Origin of the sequence: Pelagicoccus sp. SDUM812003 (assembly GCF_031127815.1) — a bacterium.
Taxonomy (GTDB): Bacteria; Verrucomicrobiota; Verrucomicrobiia; order Opitutales; family Opitutaceae; genus Pelagicoccus.
This window is the reverse complement of the sequence record NZ_JARXHY010000010.1, coordinates 116584-134898: the sequence shown is the minus strand read 5'-3', so window position 1 is coordinate 134898 and position 18315 is coordinate 116584. Positions and strand designations below refer to the sequence as shown.

Genomic DNA, 18315 nt, shown 5'->3' with positions numbered 1-18315 from the left:
AGCTACTTACCTATGCAAAAACTGGAAAAGAGCACATCGAGCATATCCTCGTTGTCGATGCGACCCAAAATGCGCCCGATGGCGTCCAGGGCGCCCCTGAGCTCGCTCGCTACGAACTCCGCCGGTTCGTCCGCCCGAAAGTTGCTCAAGGCAGCGTTCAAGCACTGGGAAAGCTCCTGCAGGGCCGCATTGTGGCGAGCGTTCACCAGAATCAGGTCATCCTGCTCGCGGGCGAAATGGGCGTCGATCTTCCGAACGATCAAAGCCTTCAGGGCCTCCAGACCGTCTCCCGATCGAGCGGAGATGGCGACGCTGTCAAAAGGAGTCAGCTGCTGGGAAGGCGAGAGGGTGTCGCCGAGATCGATCTTGTTCTTAACCAGAATGCAGTTTCGCTGGTCGATGCGGCTGGATATGGAATCGGGCAGGTGAGGGGAGTCCTTCGTCGCATCCACCACCAGAAGAAACAGATCCGCCTCCTCGGCCAATTCAACCGTCTTGAGAATGCCCTGTTTCTCGATGCCGCTTTCGGCCTCGCGCAATCCTGCTGTATCCATAATCTGGAGACAATGACCACCCAAAATCACTCGCTCGCGAATGAAGTCCCGCGTGGTGCCTGGCTCCTCGCTCACGATCGCCCGTTCGAACCCCATGAAGCAGTTGAGCAGGGAGCTCTTGCCGGCGTTGGGTTCGCCGAGGATGAGCGTCTTCACGCCGTCGCGCAAGAAGGCCGAGTAGCGGCCGCTATCGATGATTCGACTGCAGAACGTAAGCACTTCTTGGATACTATTTATTTCCGCTTCCTTTCGCTCTGGAGGCAGGTCTTCCTCCGGGAAGTCGATATAGGCCTCCACCATGGCTACCGTTTCGAGCAGGCGAGTCTTTAGCTGGTTGAGCTGCTTTCCGAAGGCTCCGCGCAGCTGGTTGTTGGCCACCTTGATCGCCTTGTCGCTGCGGGCTTGGATCAGCTCCATAACCGCTTCCGCTTGCGTCAGGTCCATGCGACCGTTGAGAAAGGCGCGGCGAGTGAACTCGCCCGGTTCCGACTGGCGGCAGCCCCGTTGCAGCAGATCCTCCAGGATACGCGTGGCGATGAGCGGATTTCCATGGCAGGAAATTTCCAGCACATCTTCGCCGGTGTAGGACTTCGGGGCGCTGTAGAGCACGAAAACCACGTCGTCCAGGACCTCATGCGATCGCGATCGGTAGCTGGCGTGGGAGACGCGGCGAGGGCAGGGGGCTTTCTTCAAACCGAAGGCGTCCATGGCGATCTTCCGGCAAAGGGGGCCGGAGGCTCGGATCATGGCGATCGCCGATTCGCCGCCAGGCGTAGCTATAGCTGCTATTGTATCTACATTCTCCATACGTTTCGAAAAGTCTTGGTCGTTATTCAGCGTTTGTTCGGAGACGCCAGAGGGGAGCATCGCTCCGAAGGGTCTCGCCAGTCGAGCCCGTGCGGCGCTTCCAACCCATCGAGCAAAAAGGCCGCTTTGACAAGCGGCCTTTGGAAAGGAAAGGGGAGCGAGGACCGATCGATCAGGCTTCGGCAGCTGCCTCGAGCTGTTTCTTCTCCAGAAACTCCGGGTTCACCGCCTCGAGAATCTTGTTGGAAACCTCCTCGAAGACGTCCTTGTTTTCCGAAAGGAAACTCTTGGCGGCTTCGCGACCTTGGCCGATCATGTCTCCGTTGTAGGAAATCCAGGCTCCCTTCTTCTCCAAGACCTTGTGCTCGATACCCAGGTCCACGATGGAGCCGGTGCGGGAGATGCCTTCGTTGTACATGATGTCGAACTCGCACTCGGTGAAGGGAGGGGCGACCTTGTTCTTCACGATCTTGATGCGGGTGCGGTTGCCTACCACGCTGCCGGTGTTGTCCTTGATCTGGCCGATGCGGCGGATGTCCATGCGCACCGAGGAAAAGAACTTCAGGGCCCGACCACCTGGAGTGGTTTCCGGACTGCCGAACATCACGCCGATCTTTTCACGTATCTGATTGGTGAACAGGCAGATACACTTCGTCTTGCTGACGATGGCGGTGAGGCGACGCATGGCTTGGCTCATCAGGCGAGCTTGCGATCCCACGGTGGCGTCGCCCATCTGGCCATCCAGTTCGTTTTTGGAGACCAAAGCCGCCACGGAGTCGATCACGATCACGTCGATGGCGTTGGAGCGGATCAGGGTTTCCGTGATGTTGAGAGCGTCCTCGCCCGAGTCCGGCTGGGAGACCAGCAGATCGTCCACGTTCACCCCGAGCTTGCGGGCGTATTTGGGATCGAGAGCGTGCTCCACATCGATGAACGCCGCCAGTCCGCCTTTGCGCTGGGCTTCCGCGATAAGGCTCAAACACATGGTGGTCTTACCGGAGGATTCCGGACCGTAGATCTCGCAGATGCGACCTCGCGGCAGACCGCCGACTCCCAGCGCCAGATCGATAGAGATCGAGCCGGTGGAGATGGTATCCACCTGCAAGGCCGTTCCGCTGCCCAGCCGCATGATGGAACCCTCGCCAAATTGCTTGGTGATGGCGGAAATCGCCATGTCCACGTTTTTCTGCCGGTCGTCGGATGAGGGGAGGGGGTTTGTTTTGCCTTTGGCCATAGTGTAATCGGAAACAGTTGTTAGGTTGTGGTGCGAGTTGATCAAGAATCTGGAAAGCCGCTCTGACGCTGGCAAGATTCGAGTGCCCACGAGCATAGAATAGAGCGCGGTATTAGACAAATGGCGTCCGACCCTACGAAACCTGATCAAAATTCCCCGTTCGAAGCCAAAAGAAGCCCGATTCCGGGCCGTGGAAAATGCGCTTGCAGAAAATCGGGCCTGGGCTTGAAGATGGACTCTACGCGCCTAAATTTGGGCGCAGAACCTGCAACAACCGTTTTTACATCATGAAGATAAAAGCTTATTTGAAGCCTACCTGTGGCTGGAGCATGGGCGTGCGAGCGATCATGTCGAAATACGATCTGCCTTACGAGGACATCGACATCATCAACAACCCGGACAACTACGCGGAAATGGTCGCCAAGTCCGGCCAGCCTCTCTCTCCATGCGTGGAGATCGATGGCGTGATGCTTGCCGACGTCAGCGGCGAGGAAGTGGAGACCTACATGATCAGCAACAAGCTGGTCGAGGCCACCGACTCCCAAGCGGACGCGCCCACCAACCAAGGCTGCAGCGACGAGGAGCACGAAAAGATGCGCTCGGCGTCCAAGCCTATCCGCTTCTTCTAGGCTCGCGCCCACAGATCGACGCGTTCAGCGGGCCGGAGTTTCGTTCCGGCCTTTTTTGCCTCCAGCCTTCGCCATCCAGCACCAACAACGATCCCGGATTCGTATATGCAACAGATTCAAGCCTCCCCCCTCCTTTACCGAAAGGACTTCGAGCACGACGCCTGCGGAGTTGGCCTCATCGCCAACATCAACGGCGAGCGCTCCCACGAGCTCCTCGCAAAGTCGATTCAAGCGCTGAAAAACCTAGCCCATCGCGGCGCCGTGGACGCGGACGCCATCACCGGCGACGGTGCGGGGGTGCTCACTCAGATCCCCTACCAGCTCTTTCGCGACTATCTAGAGGAAAAGGGCAAGACGCTCTACCACGACGAGGACCTGGGAGTGGGCGTCATCTTTCTGCCCCGCAACAACGAATACGCCCAGGCTCACGGCAAGAAGATCATCGAGGACGCGGTGAAGGCGGAAGGCCTCACCTTGCTGGCCTGGCGCGACGTGCCGGTCGACTCCACCTGCCTCGGCCGCAAGGCCGACGAGACCCAGCCGCACATCGTGCAGGCCCTCATCGCCAAGACTTCCGAGATGAGCAGCGACGACTACGAGCGCAAGCTCTACCTAGCCCGCAAGGTCGCCGAACGACGGGCCCTCGAGGCCGAGCTGCGGGACTTCTACGTCTGCAGCTTCTCCAGCCGCACTATTATATACAAGGGCATGCTCAACTCCCCCCAGGTGCGCAAATACTTCTCCGACCTGAAGGACCCGAGCTACACCACCGCCTTCGTCATCTTCCACCAGCGCTACTCGACCAACACCTTCCCCCAGTGGCACCTCGCCCAGCCGTTTCGCATGATGGCCCACAACGGCGAGATCAATACCATCCGCGGCAACCGCAACCTTATGAAGGCTCGCGAGAACTCCAACGTGCACGGCATCTGGGGCGACCGTTTCTCCGACCTGCGCCCCATGGTGCAGCCCGATCTCTCCGACTCCGCCAGCTTCGACAACACGCTCGAGCTGCTGACCCTCGGAGGTCGCAGCGCCTTGGAGTCCGTCACCATGATGATGCCGCCCGCCTGGGAAAACAACAAGCGGCTGGACGACACCACTCGCGGCTTCTTCGAGTACAACTCCACCTTGATCGAGCCCTGGGACGGCCCGGCGGCCATCGCCTTCACCGACGGGCGCTACGTCGCCGCTTCGCTCGACCGAAACGGCCTTCGCCCCGCTCGCTACAAGATCTACGATGACGGCACCTTCATGCTGGCCTCCGAGCTGGGCCTCATCGAGGAAACCGATCTCAAGACCGTGCGCTCCGGTCGCCTCGGCCCGGGCAAGATGATCGCCATCGACTTGCACAAGAAGGAGTTTCTCGAAGACGGACAGATCAAGTCCATGATCGGTAGCGACCCGAAGTTCGCCAAGTGGTGTTCCGAGCATCTGGTAGACATCCACGAGTCCGGCCCCAACGCCCCGGCAGCCAAAGCGGAAGACGAGGAAGTGCAGCGCCAGCTGGCCTTCGGCTGGGACAAGGACGAATACGAAATCGTGCTCAAGCCCATGGCCGAATCCGCCATGGAAGCGGTCGGCTCCATGGGCGACGATACGCCGCTGGCGTTTCTCTCCCGCAAGCCCCGCCTGCTCTACACCTACTTCAAGCAGCTCTTCGCCCAGGTCACCAACCCGCCGATCGACTCCATCCGCGAGCGCTCGGTCATGTCGCTCAACATGTTTCTCGGCGGTCGCCTCGGTTTGTTCGAAAACATGCCGCAGAGCACCGGCTTCGTGAAATGCAAGTCCCCAGTCCTCTTCAATAGCGAGCTGGAAGGGCTCTTCGACGTGAAGTTTCTCAAGGACCGCGTGGTGCGCCTCGACATCACCTTCGATGCGAGCAGCGGGCCGGACGGCCTGCAGATCGCCCTGAAGGAGCTGCTGGTCCGGGCCCAGGAAGCGGCGGAAAAGAAGTCCGCCAAGGTCATCATCCTATCCGACCGCGGCGTGAACAAGGATCGCGTGGCCATTCCCATGCTGCTCGCCGTCGGCGCCGTGCACCAGCACCTGGTACGCAGCGGCTACCGCATGAAATGCGACCTGGTGGCGGAGACCGGCGAAGGCCGAGACGTGCACCAGATCGCCTGCCTGCTGGGCTTCGGAGCCAACGCGGTCAACCCCTACATCGCTCTGGCCGTCATCTCAAACTTCGCCTCGCGCGGAGAAATCGAGCTCGACGAGAAGACCGCAGCCAAGAACTACCGCAAGGCCATCGAAAAAGGACTGCTCAAGATCATGGCCAAGATGGGCATCAGCACGCTCTTCAGCTACTGCCGGGCCCAGATCTTCGAAGCCATCGGCATTTCGCCGGAAGTGGTGGACGAGTGCTTCACCGGCACCCCCACGCCGATCGGCGGCATCAGCTACGAGCAGATCGCCAAGGAAACCCTCGAGCGCCACGCCCACGCCTACAATCCCGAGCTGCAGGCGGAGCTGGAAAGCGCCGGCTACTACAAGGTGGTGCGCAAGGGCGGCGAATACCATGGCTGGAACCCGAAGGTCGTCGGCGGCATGCACCGGTTTCTCAAGACCAAGAAAAAGGAGGACTACGACGCCTACCGTCAGCAGGCCGACGAGCACCAGCCCTACGCCATCAAGGATCTGCTCAAGATCAACTACCCGGACAAAGGCATCGACGTCAGCCAAGTCGAGGAAGTGGAGGAAATCCGTCGCCGCTTCTCGACCGCCGCCATGTCCCTCGGCGCCCTCTCGCCCGAGTGCCACGAAACGCTGGCTATCGCCATGAACCGCATCGGCGGCAAGTCCAACTCCGGGGAAGGGGGCGAAGATCCTCGTCGCTACTCCTTGCTGGAAAACGGCGACAACGCTTCGTCCGCCATCAAGCAGGTCGCGTCCGGCCGCTTCGGAGTGACCGCCGAATACCTCGCTTCCGCCAAGGAGATCGAAATCAAGATCGCCCAAGGCGCCAAGCCAGGGGAGGGCGGCCAGCTTCCCGGCCACAAGGTCTCGCCGCTGATCGCTCGCCTGCGCTACAGCGTGCCAGGCGTGACGCTGATTTCTCCGCCTCCGCACCACGACATCTATTCCATCGAAGACCTGGCTCAGCTGATCTTCGACCTGAAGGAAGTGAATCCACGGGCTAAGGTTTGCGTGAAACTGGTTTCCAGCTCCGGCGTCGGCACCGTGGCCGCCGGCGTAGCCAAAGCCTACGCTGACGTGATCCTCGTCTCCGGACACGATGGCGGCACCGCCGCCTCCCCGCTCTCCTCCGTCAAGCACGCCGGCTCCTCGTGGGAAATCGGCCTCGCCGAAACCCACCAGGTGCTGATGATGAACGGCCTGCGCAACCGCGTCACGCTGCGCACCGACGGCGGCATGAAAACCGGGCGCGATATCATCATCGGAGCCATGCTAGGCGCCGAAGAGTTCAACTTCGGCACCGCCTCCATGATCGCGGCCAGCTGCGCCATGTTCCGTGTTTGCCATTTGAATACATGCCCCGTGGGCGTCGCTACCCAACGCGAAGACCTGCGGGCCAAGTACAAAGGCACGGTAGAAAACGTCATCAACTACTTCAACGCAGTGGCGGAAGACGTGCGCTACTACCTGGCCAAACTCGGCTTCCGCAAGCTGGACGATCTGGTGGGCCGTACCGAGTTTCTCGAACAGATCGATGATCCGGAAAATGCCAAGACCGCGATGGTCAATCTCAGCGGGCTCCTGCACCGACCCGATCCCAGCGGCGAAGCGCCGCGCATCCACACACGCCCTCGCAACGAGCGATTGGGCTTCGAAGGCGGTCTCGACAGCACCATGATTCAGGAATCCCACGATGTTGTGGTCGGTCGTGCCGCGTCATTCAGAGGCAAATACAAAGTGGGAAATACCGACCGTTGCATCTGCACACACTTGTCAGGAGAAATTGCATACGTGCGCGGAAGCAATCATCTCCCGCCGGGCTCCATCGACCTTGTCTTCAAAGGCACCGCCGGTCAGAGCTTCTGCACGCTTCTGTGCCATGGCGTGAAAGCCACCCTTTTCGGCGAAGCCAATGACTACGTCGGCAAGCTCATGAGCGGTGGCGAGATTATCATCCGCCCCCTGGAAGAGACCAGCTACGTCTGGAAAGACAATACCATCATAGGCAACACCTGCTTGTACGGGGCGACCGGTGGACACCTCTTCGCCGCGGGTCTCGCGGGCGAGCGCTTCGGCGTTCGTAACTCAGGTGCCGTGGCAGTCGTCGAAGGGGTAGGGGACCACGGTTGCGAATACATGACTGGCGGTCTGGTGGTCTGTCTCGGAAAAACGGGTACAAACTTCGGCGCAGGCATGAGCGGCGGTCTGGCCTTCGTCTACGACGAGGACGACTCCTTCGAGACTCTCTACAACCCCGAAATGGTCGGCATCGAGCGCCTCGGGGACAATGGCGAAATCGATGCTTTGCAGAAGGTGGTGGAGGCTCACTTTGAAGCCACCGAAAGCCCACACGCCAAAGCGATCCTCGCCGACTGGCAGAAAAGCATCAGCAAAATCTGGAAGGTCGTCCCGCACCCGGCCACGCCCGAGGCGCCAAAGAACGTGCTGAAGCTCGAAGACGCAAACATCTCCGCGATCGCCTAAGCCACGAGTAGTCGGTATCTCATTACAAAGCCTCTTCCTCCACGGAAGGGGCTTTTCTTTTTCGCTTCGCATGTTGCGCGAAACTAAGCTAAGCAGTTTTCCCGTCAGCCCCCTCAGCCCAGCTTTCGATTTCTCCCAACCGCCAATGTTTCGACCCTCCCTTTTCAAACGCCCTTTAAGTCTGGGTACGCGCCAGCTCGTATCGAGCTTTCTGACCTTTGTCTGCGCCATGACATGCTTGACTGATCTGGACGCTCAGCGAGCTGATAGCGTCGTCACTTTCAACGAGTTGCACTATCATCCTGCGAGCGGCGAACCGGAGTGGATCGAGCTTCACAACCAGATGTCGATCCCCATCGATCTGTCCGGCTGGCGACTGAGCGATGGCATCCGCTACCAGTTTCCGGAAGGCAGCGTCATGGAACCGGGGGCCCGTTGGGTCATCAGCTCTGAACCGAATCACCACGCCTTCAGCGAAGTCGAGCAGGTGTTCGGCCCCTTCTCGGGAAACCTGAGCAACGGCGGAGAGACGCTTCTTCTGGAAAGCCGTCATGGCAGAGTCATGGACGAGATTTCCTACGATGACGAAGGACGCTGGCCCTGCGCCCCGGATGGCAGCGGAGCGAGCCTGTCGAAACGGCATCCACATCTTGCCAGCGCCGATGCCTTCAACTGGACTTGGAGCGATCGAAATGGGGGAACGCCAGGGGAAACGAATTTTCCAGGTGAAGAACAGACCTCTGTATCCAGTTTTTCGAGTCAGGAGTTCGCGAATCTTGCTCCTTCCAGAGGCGAGAGGCCAGCCTCTCTGCGGCTCAGCGAGCTTTCCGGAACGCAGGGAGAATCTTACTTTATCGAAATAGTGAATACCGATTCGCAACCCGTCGAACTCGGAGACTACGCCCTAAACGGTATCGCTCTGAGAGACGGATCTCTCGCCCCTGGCGCCTATCTGCTGCTCGACTCCACCTTCTTCGAATCAAGACCAGAGGCTGACGACCTGCTCTTCCTCTCAGGCCCAAACGATTCCATCGTCGACGCCGCGCGAATGGGGGAGGCAAATTGTAGCTTCGACTTCCAACGCGGACTTTGGCAAACGCCGAAACAGGACACCCCTGGATCGACCAATGCCTTCGCCTATCACGATCAGATTGTCATCAATGAGATCCACTACCACGCTCGACCGACGTATTCAGATCCTAACAACAGTATCGAATACCAGGAAAACGGATTGGAATGGATCGAGCTCTACAATCGCTCTTCGGAGCAGGTCGATCTCTCCGGTTGGTCATTTCAAGACGCCTTCGAATACGACTTTCCAAACGGAGCGAGCTTGGGCCCGGGACAGTATCTCGTTCTCAACGATCAGGCATTTTCCCGAAGTCTAAGCAACTCGAACGATCGTATCCACCTTCTCGATGCAAATGGGAACACCGCGGACTACGTGCACTACTTTGATGATGTCCCGTGGCCCAAAGGGGCCGATGGAGATGGATCTACTCTGGAGCTTGTGCATCCGTTCGCCGACAATGGAAACCCCGCATCCTGGAAAGCTAGCGACGAATCGGAAAAGTCCATGTGGCAGAACATTTCCTATCGCGGACTGGCCACCGAACCGGAAGGGACGAACAACCCGATAGGCTTCCATGAACTTCTCATTGGCTTGCTGGATCGCGGAGAGGTTTTGATCGACGACATTTCGATAGTCTTAGATCCCGACGGTGTAGCGAAAGAACTGATACAAAACGGAGACTTCGAAACTGATGCGCTCGGAAGCACCCCCTTGAACTGGCGCATCCTCGGCACACACCTCGAAAGCCAGGTAGTCTATCTGGGAGGAGGGGGAAAAGCCCTTCGCCTCAACGCCAGTTCCGCCATGGACCACACTTACAATGTCGCGTCCACAACACTCGCTGATCAACACCAGATCGATCCAGAATCAACTTACCAAATCAGCTTTAGGGCCAAATGGCTGTCGGGATCTCCCCAACTCCGTACAGGCCTCTACTTCAATCGTCTCGCCCGCGCTCATATCCTCTCCCAGCCGTCATCCAGCGGCACTCCCGGCCAAGCCAACAGCACGCTTCTTCATGGCGGTCCTCCTCCTTCCATCCTCGGAGTGAGTCACAGTCCGCTTGTCCCCATGGAGGGAGAACCCATCAGGATCTCCGCTTTCGTCGATTTTCCAAGTGAATCCTCGTCCACTACGGTACACTACCGCGACCAAAGCCAGTGGAAAAGCGTACCGATGTCTCTGCATTCAGGAAATGAATACGTAGCGATGCTTCCATCATTCAAGACAGGCGCCATCATCCAGTTCTATGTAGAGGCAATTTCTGGGCAGCAGGTCAGCGCCCTCCACCCACCCGCTGGCGAAAGATCACGGGCTTTGATTCGCATTGGGGACCGTACTGAGAATTCTACGCCAAGCCCGATCCTGAGGCTAATCATGACAGACGATGACGCGAACTCCATGCACTCAAATGTCGACGTGACCAGCGAGCGACGACTCGGAGCCACGGTGGTATACGGCGATAGCGAGATCTGGTACGACGCGGGCGTCCGCCTTCGCGGTTCGCCCTTCGGTCGTCGTTCCCCTCGCGTCGGCTGGAATGTGAAGTTTCCCAGCGACCACCTGTTTCGCGGGGCGCACGACACCATATCCATCGACGGCGGTCGATCCATACCCAAGGGCGATGGCGAGAGCTTCCTCGCGAACGGAGCAGGTGTTGCGACGAACGAGCTCATCTACTACCAGATCGCTGAACGAGTCGGTGGCATTCCCACCCACTTCAGCGACCTCGCTTACATCGAAGCGCCTCGAGCCACCGACGACAAGCACGCGCAGCTGAAACTGGCCCGGTTCGGAGATATCTGGAAGGAGTCGAGCTACGAGGATGGCGACGAAGGAACGACCTTCGAATACGAAGTGATCTACTACCCAAGCAGCACTATCGACGGCGATCCCGAAAGCTCGAAGTCGGTTTTCGATGAAACAAAATCCGTACCCATTCGCTATCTTGGAAATGACAAGGAGGCGTATCGGCACAACTTCCTGATCAAAGACAACCTTTCGCGGGACGACTTCACGCCCATAGTCAAGCTGGCCAAAGCCATGAGCGAAGACGAAGACTTGGAGGCAGCCCTTTCGGAGGTGATCGATATCGACAACTGGCTGCGCGTCATGGCCATGCAAGCGTTGACCGGTACCATTGACACCTACAATCAGCGGGGCCTTCCGCACAACCTTCTGCTCTATGAGCGCCCAACCGACCAGCGGGTCATGGCCATTCCCTGGGATGTCGACATTTCCTTCTACGAGTCTCCGCAAGCGTCCATCGACGGAGGAGGGCGCAATACCGCATTCAAATCCTTCATGAATATCCCACGCCATCGTCGCAGCTACTTGGGGCATGTGATCGATATCGCCGAAAACGGTTTCGACGCGGACTATATCAACCGTTGGATCAGCTACTTTTCGGACCGCACCGAAGCCCCATTCGCTGAACATTTCCACAGCTGGATAGCCGCCCGAAGAGACAACGCTCTCGTTCAGGTGTATTCCGAATTTCCTTACATCCCTTTTTCCATTACGACGAATGGAGGCGATGATTTCGAATCGCCAACCCCCACTACAAGACTTGAAGGCACTGGATGGGTGGACGTATCGGAACTCACCGTCCTGGAAACGGGCGAGCGGTTGGATGTGAAATGGATCGACGAGCGTAGCTGGCAGATCGACCTACCACTCCAGATTGGAAAAAACGAGCTCAGCCTTGTCGCCAGCGACCACCAGGGTCAGATCTCTGGATTTGATAGTATCACAATACTCAATACGAGTTCCCTCGAATCCCCTAGCTCGAAGAACCTCAGCATCAGCGAACTGATGTATCACCCTGCCCAGCCGAGCGCTCAGGAAATAGCGGCGGGATATGATGACGAGTCGTACTTCGAGTACATCGAGCTGCAGAACATCGGGGTGAGCGCCATCGATCTCAGCGGCTTGCGCTTCACGGAAGGAGTCGAATTCGCCTTCCCAGTCGAGGCGCAACTCATTCTAGAGCGGGGCGAAACGATCCTAATCGTCAACAATCGCGACGCCTTCGTGGTTCGCTATGGCCCGGAGCTCCCAATCGCCGGCGCCTTCGTCAATGGTAAACTAGCGAACGGTGGAGAGCGTATTCGCCTCGAAGATACATCCGGAAACGCCATTTTCGACTTCTCCTATCACGATGACTCGCCTTGGCCGGAATCGGCAGACGGGGATGGCTTTAGCCTCGTTCGGACGAATCCCTATGCGCAGGCCGACCTGGATGAGGAGTGGGCATGGCGAGCGAGCCCATCGTCAAACGGCTCTCCCGGTCAGCCCTATCGAAGCATCTTCACCGGAGACGCCTCACAGGACCAGGATGGTGACGGTCTGAGCGATCTGGCGAATCACGCCTTCGGCGGTAGTGGGCCAGCGTTCGCCCCATTTCTCTTTCTTGATCAAGGCTCTCTCCACCTAGCCCATCGACGAAATCTCGCCGCGCCAGACTACACGCAGACGGTACACGCCTCGATCGATCTCAAGGATTGGAAACCCGCAGCGCTGGTCTTGGAAAGCGAGCGAGCTCTGGGCGACGGAACTTCGTTGCTTCGTTGGCGGATACTCGATTTCGATAAAACATCGTTTTACCAGATCCAGATCAAGATCTCGGAGTGAGACCGAGCGATGCCCACGCGCCTACTCTTTATCCTTTCTTTACATACAAGGATCCAGCGCACCGCAGCTCCATATTAGCGTTTCTCTCTTCGCTCGACAGCTCGCGCTCGCTATCGACCTACAGATGAAAAAGCTCTATCTATATAGCGCACTGCTGGCCTGAAGCAGCGAGACGCTAGGCGCGCTCAGCGGTGGACGTCGAACGCCGAGCCATTTGATTTGTCGGGCGATTGGGATACCGTTTCCCTATCTATGACACTAGCCCCAAGACTACTCGCCTCGCTTTCCCTGCTGGCGCTTTGCGCCGCTCCAACCTTGTTCGCCCAGGAGCCCTATTCCCTCAACGAAGAATCCTATTTCGAAAAACCCGGGGTGAACGTCCTGGCATTCAGCAATCCTCCAGGCGGCACCTTTTTCGACGCCAAAACGAGCGGCATCGAAATCATCCACCACGGCGAGCGAACCGCGACCAATGGGGACCTTCGGCTTCTTCCCACGCCGGAGCAATGGGATGGCATGGGGGTCTTGGTGGATCGGCAAATCGATCACCAGACCCAAACCATCACGACCCTGCTCGAATACCCGGAGCATGAGCTTCGCTATCGCGTGGTCGTGAAGACGGAGGCTGGCAAGATTCTCGCCAGCATTCATCTCGACGAGGCGCTTCCCGAGCATCTGGTCGGAAAGGCAGGATTCAACATGGAGTTCCTCCCCGCCGCCTATTTCGGTAAATCCTACATCATGGACGGGGAGCCCGGACTTTTCCCCCGACATCCGTCCGCCCAAATGATCACAAGCGAAAACGGTTTGACCGAGCCAAGCCCCATAGCGGAGGGAAACGAGCTTGTCTTGGCCCCTGCCGATTCGAAGCAGCGGGTTCGCATCCGAGTGGTGGAAGGAGATCAACCCCTGCGCCTTTACGACGGTCGATCGAAAGCTCAAAATGGCTGGTATGTCACTCGCTCCCTCCTGCCAGGTGGCAAGTCCGGAAAGGTCGCCGAATGGGAGTTGGATATTAGCGGATTAGAAAACTGGATACGCGAGCCCGTGATCGGATTTTCACAGGTTGGCTACCACCCGAATCAGCCGAAGCGAGCTATCATCGAACTCGACAGCAACGACGAACCCGCGTCGGAAGTCAGTCTTCTCAGAGTGAACTCCGATGGCAGCGAAGAGCTGGTGGCACGGCGAGCGCCAACGTCTTGGGGACGCTATCTGCGCTATCGCTATTTGGAATTCGACTTTTCTTCAGCGCAGGACGAAGGGCTCTATCGTATCGAGTACGGCGATACGAAAACAAACGCTTTTCCCATCTCGAAAAAAGCTCAAGAGGGAAACTGGCACCTTACGCTCGACGTCTTTTTCCCCGTGCAAATGGATCACATGAAGGTGCGAGAAGCCTATCGCGTATGGCACGGAGCGGACCACTTGGACGACGCTCTGCAAGCCCCGCCCAACTACGAGCACTTCGATCTTTTCGCTCATGGAGAGGACACCGATACTGATTTCGCCCCCTTCGAACACATACCCGGTCTCAACTACGGCGGGTGGCACGACGCAGGAGACTACGACATTCGAACTCAGTCGCAGTACTCCACGGTGCAGCTACTCGTTCACGTCTGGGAGCAATTTCGACCGGAACGAGACAATACAACCGTGAGCCAAGCCCGTAAGTACGCTGAGATCCAGCGCCCGGACGGAGCGGCGGATATCCTGCAGCAGATCGAGCACGGCACCCTGGCCCTGATCGCCCAGCACCGAGCGGTAGGACATGCCATTCCGGGCATCGTATCGGGTCACCTTTATCAGTATCCGCATCTTGGTGACGGCATCACCAAAACGGATGGACTGATCTACGATCCCAGCTTGGATCCGATCGCTTCCTCGCGCACTGTGGGCCAGCAATACCTGCCATCCACCGTGGATCCGACGCCGAACGAACCGGCGCCAATCGAGGAAAATGGATACAGTAGCCGCTTCGACGATCGATGGGCTTTCACTACGAATACCTCGGCGCTCAACTACGGCTCAGCCGCCGCCCTTGCCGCCGCCAGCAGGGCTCTCGACTCCCACAATGCGTCCCTAGCTCAAGAATGCCTCCAGACAGCGAAATCGGTTTGGGATTACGAAAGCGGCCGGGAGCCAAACCTGTTTCGCGTCGGAAACACCACTGGTGGGCGACTGGAGGAGGAAAAGCTGAAAGCGGCAGTCGAGCTGCTCATCTGCACTGGAGATGCTCAATATAGCGATGCGATAAGGGAGCTGGTCCCGCAGGTGGAAGAGCGTTTCTTTCTCAATGCTTTCATACTCGCTCAAGCCATTCCCTTCATGGATGGCGACTACCGTGACCGCATTCGCGAACTTGCCATCGAGTACAAGGAAAATGCCCAGGAGATGGTTTCCGAAAACCCGTATGGAGTCCCGATCACTCGAGGGGGATGGGCCGGATCTGGAGCCGTCATCCGGTATGGCATTACCAACTACGCCCTCCACAAATCGTTTCCCGATTTGATCGAAACCAATCCCGTTTTCCGCAGCATCGACTATCTGCATGGCGTGCATCCAGATTCCAACTACTCGTTCGTATCCGGAGTCGGAGCTAATTCTCAGACTGTGGCCTACGGGGCGAATCGGGCGGATTTCTCCTTCATACCTGGAGGAGTGGTCCCTGGCGTGTTGATTCTCCCTCCTGATTATCCGGAAAACAAGAGCGACTGGCCGTTCTTCTGGGGTCAGAACGAGTATGTGATACCGATGGGCAGCCTCTACCTCTATCTGGCTAACGCCGTGGAAGATCTGCTAAAGGACTGATCGATTCGAGCAGCTCTGTTCTATCGCGTATAGTGCTCGTCCAGAAACCGCTTCAAGCGCGTCGCGGTTTCGAGCCCGATGCCTTCCACCGTTCTCAATTCCGTGATGGAGGCTGCCTTAAGTCGGTCGATGCTTCCAAATTCGTCGAGCAGGCTGGCTTTGCGCTTCGGACCGAGACCAGAAAAGTCGTCCAGTATGCTTTCGCGGATACGCTTGCTGCGCAGGTCCGCGTTGAAGGTATTGGCGAAGCGGTGGGCCTCGTCGCGGCAGCGCTGCAGGAGCTGGAGTCCCGCATGGTTCAGCGGTAGCTGCAGGGGAGGGCGCTCGTCGGCGAAAATGATGGTCTCGTGCTTCTTCGCTAGACCGATCACCAGCGGCGGCTCCAGATCCAGCAGGAGGAAGGCTTTGATCGCGGCCCCGACTTGCCCACGTCCCCCGTCGATCACGATCAGGTCGGGAAAGCCTTTTCCTTCTTCGTTCAAGCGGCGATACCGTCGGCCTACCACCTCCTCCATGGAGCGGAAGTCGTCGTTGCCCTCGAAGCTCTTTATCTTGAAGCGGCGATAGCCCGTCTTGTTCGGCTTTCCGTCTACGAATTGAACCATGGACGCTACCACGAAGGTGCCCGATATATGGGAGATGTCGAAGCACTCGATGACGCGCGGCAACTCTGCCAGCTGGAGCTCCTTGCCCAGCAGAGCCATGCTCTCCTGACCCGTATTCGGAACCTGGACTTCGCGCTTGAACTTGCGCGTCTTCTTCAGCGAGGCCTCTAGCGAGAAAACGATATCGCGAAGCTCCGCGGCCTTTTCGTAGTTGCGAGCGGACGCCTGCTCCGCCATTTCGACCTTCAGCTCCTCGAGCCACTCGCGGGACTTGCCTTCCAGGAACTGGCACGCCTCCTCAAGCCGTTCCAGATAGCCCTCGACCGTGACCACGTTCTCATGGCCGTAAATCTCGGAGCGTACGTCGTCGTAAAGCCGAAACCTGCCGTCCTCCAAACGCCTAGGGCTGGCATCGCCGAGCAGGATGCCGAAGCGGCGACGCATTTCGCTCAACGTTTTTCGAATATGTTGGGCGTGAGCGAACGGTCCGAAATAGCGGGCCCCATCCTCTTTTTTGAAGCGAGCGAGAGTGAAGCGCGGCAGATCCCGGGTCATATCGACTCGCACCAGCAGAAAGCGTTTATCATCAACGAAATCCGTATTGTACTTCGGCTTCCATTTCTTGATCAGCTTGCCTTCCAGCAACAGGGCCTCCGGCTCGGATTTCACCTCGATGATCTCGAAATCGCGGATCATCTGCACCAGAGCGCGGATCTTCGGCTGGTCGGCGAAGCGACGGGAAGCTTGAAAATAGGTGGAAACGCGCTTTTTCAGACTCTTGGCTTTTCCCACGTAAATCACTGACCCTAAACGATCTTTCATCAAGTAGACCCCAGGGCGATCCGGCAGTCGCCGCACCTTTTCCTTCAAATTACTCGGCACAGAGGTTGGCATTTGTCTCAAAGTGAATTCATTCTAATTATGCCCAGAAACCAATCCGATTCCATCGCGAATCGTTAAGATCATCGATGGTCTCCGCTTCTAAAATCATTTTACTCACTCTAGGCGAAGAGCTTTTGCTGGGTTTGACCGCAAACACCCACCTGACCTATATCGGAGAACAGCTTCGGCTAGCGGGTGCCACCATGCACGCGAACCTCACCCTTTCCGACGATCCGGCCGACATCGAGGAGCATTTCAAGCACTACTGGGAGAAGTCTGACGTCCTGATCACCAGCGGAGGCTTGGGTCCCACTGTAGACGACCGGACTAGGGAAGTCATCGCCGAATGCCTCGGCGAACCGCTGGTCTTCGACCCGACCCTCATGCAGGCCATCGAAGATCGCTTCGCGGCGCTCGGCATCGAGCTCACCGAAAACAACCGGAAACAGGCCTATCGCTTCCAAAACGCTGAAGCGCTGGAGAACCCAAACGGTACCGCGCCAGGCATCTGGCTGGAAAAGGACGGCAAGATCCTCGTCATGCTGCCGGGTCCGCCAGGGGAGCTACGGCCGATGTTCGAGAATCAGGTCATGCCGCGCTTGCGTGAAAAGGATATCCTGGGCGGCGAGCAAAACCACATCCAGCTTCGCACCTCGGGAGTGGGGGAGTCCTCCCTTGAGACGTTGCTCCAGCCCGTATTCGACAAGCGCGAGGGCCTGCAGGTCGCCTACTGCGCCCATCTGGGAATGGTCGATTTCCGTATCGGATACTCGGATACGGTAGATCGCTACGACGAGCTGGTCGAAATCGCCTACGAATGCCGAGAGCTGCTCGGCGAAAACTTCATCTCCTGCGGAAACGATTCTCTGGAGAAGACGGTTGCGAACCTGCTGAAGCGAAAGAAACTCACCCTCGCCATCGCGGAGAGCTGCACCGGCGGAATGGTTTCCGACGAGCTCACCAACCTTTCGGGCGCCACGGATTTCTTCAAGGGCAGCCTCATCGCCTACACCAGCTCCAGCAAGGAGGAGCTACTGGGCGTACCCGCCGAGATGATGCAGCAGCACGGCGAGGTCAGCATGGAGGTCGCCATCGCCATGGCCGTCGGCATCTCGGAAAAGCTGGAGTCCGACTTCGCCCTCAGCACCACTGGCTACCTCGGTCCGAACGGAGGGAACGAAAACTGTCCGGTCGGCACCATCTACCTCGGCTTGCACTCGCCCCGCGGCACCTGGGCCAAGAAGCTTTTCTTCAAAGGAACTCGAGCAAGCATCAAGCGCCGGGCCCATGCCGCCGCCTTGGATTGGCTGAGACGCGAGCTTCTGGCGAACGAGAAACTGGACGACGACGCGCACAGCGCCCTCAAGGCGGAATCCGACAAGATCCTCAGATCGCTAAAGTAAGCGCCTCTAGATCAGCAGCTAAGCTCAGGCCTTCGCTTGCCGCTTTACCTGACGCT

Annotated in this window: 8 protein-coding genes; 5 read left to right on the top strand and 3 right to left on the bottom strand. The window is 58.1% G+C overall.

The features are described 5' to 3' along the window. Positions 1–2 precede the first annotated feature (2 nt). Positions 3–1361, bottom strand: a complete 1359-nt coding sequence (mnmE, locus tag QEH54_RS14470) for a tRNA uridine-5-carboxymethylaminomethyl(34) synthesis GTPase MnmE (RefSeq protein ID WP_309019410.1) — start codon at positions 1359–1361, stop codon at positions 3–5. A 172-nt stretch (positions 1362–1533) separates the two neighbouring features. Continuing rightward, positions 1534–2595, bottom strand: coding sequence for a recombinase RecA (gene recA, locus QEH54_RS14465; protein WP_309019409.1), 1062 nt, complete (start codon positions 2593–2595; stop codon positions 1534–1536). Positions 2596–2882: 287 nt separating this feature from the next. Between recA and QEH54_RS14460 the strand changes: the two genes are divergently transcribed. The 4 genes from QEH54_RS14460 to QEH54_RS14445 all read left to right on the top strand — a co-directional run bounded on the left by QEH54_RS14460 (position 2883) and on the right by QEH54_RS14445 (position 15369). Further along, positions 2883–3224, top strand: coding sequence for a glutaredoxin (locus QEH54_RS14460; RefSeq protein WP_309019408.1), 342 nt, complete (start codon positions 2883–2885; stop codon positions 3222–3224). A gap of 105 nt (positions 3225–3329) precedes the next feature. Further along, positions 3330–7853, top strand: a complete 4524-nt coding sequence (gene gltB / locus QEH54_RS14455) for a glutamate synthase large subunit (RefSeq protein ID WP_309019407.1) — start codon at positions 3330–3332, stop codon at positions 7851–7853. A gap of 229 nt (positions 7854–8082) precedes the next feature. Next, complete coding sequence (locus QEH54_RS14450) at positions 8083–12558, top strand: lamin tail domain-containing protein (RefSeq protein ID WP_309019406.1); 4476 nt, start codon at positions 8083–8085, stop codon at positions 12556–12558. Positions 12559–12810: 252 nt separating this feature from the next. Further along, positions 12811–15369, top strand: coding sequence for a glycoside hydrolase family 9 protein (locus QEH54_RS14445; protein WP_309019405.1), 2559 nt, complete (start codon positions 12811–12813; stop codon positions 15367–15369). A gap of 20 nt (positions 15370–15389) precedes the next feature. On the opposite strand, the gene QEH54_RS14440 is transcribed toward QEH54_RS14445, so the two are convergent. Continuing rightward, positions 15390–16868, bottom strand: a complete 1479-nt coding sequence (locus tag QEH54_RS14440) for an excinuclease ABC subunit UvrC (RefSeq protein ID WP_309019404.1) — start codon at positions 16866–16868, stop codon at positions 15390–15392. Between the two features lie 74 nt (positions 16869–16942). On the opposite strand from QEH54_RS14440, the gene QEH54_RS14435 reads away from it, so the two are divergent. After that, positions 16943–18259, top strand: a complete 1317-nt coding sequence (locus tag QEH54_RS14435) for a competence/damage-inducible protein A (protein ID WP_309019403.1) — start codon at positions 16943–16945, stop codon at positions 18257–18259. The last annotated feature ends 56 nt before the right edge of the window (positions 18260–18315 follow it).

Coding starts and splice junctions, on each gene's coding strand:
- QEH54_RS14445 (WP_309019405.1), top strand. CDS start 12,811: ATGACACTAGCCCCAAGACTACTCGCCTCGCTTTCCCTGCTGGCGCTT.
- mnmE (WP_309019410.1), bottom strand. CDS start 1,361: ATGGAGAATGTAGATACAATAGCAGCTATAGCTACGCCTGGCGGCGAA.
- recA (WP_309019409.1), bottom strand. CDS start 2,595: ATGGCCAAAGGCAAAACAAACCCCCTCCCCTCATCCGACGACCGGCAG.
- QEH54_RS14435 (WP_309019403.1), top strand. CDS start 16,943: ATGGTCTCCGCTTCTAAAATCATTTTACTCACTCTAGGCGAAGAGCTT.
- QEH54_RS14440 (WP_309019404.1), bottom strand. CDS start 16,868: ATGCCAACCTCTGTGCCGAGTAATTTGAAGGAAAAGGTGCGGCGACTG.
- QEH54_RS14460 (WP_309019408.1), top strand. CDS start 2,883: ATGAAGATAAAAGCTTATTTGAAGCCTACCTGTGGCTGGAGCATGGGC.
- gltB (WP_309019407.1), top strand. CDS start 3,330: ATGCAACAGATTCAAGCCTCCCCCCTCCTTTACCGAAAGGACTTCGAG.
- QEH54_RS14450 (WP_309019406.1), top strand. CDS start 8,083: ATGACATGCTTGACTGATCTGGACGCTCAGCGAGCTGATAGCGTCGTC.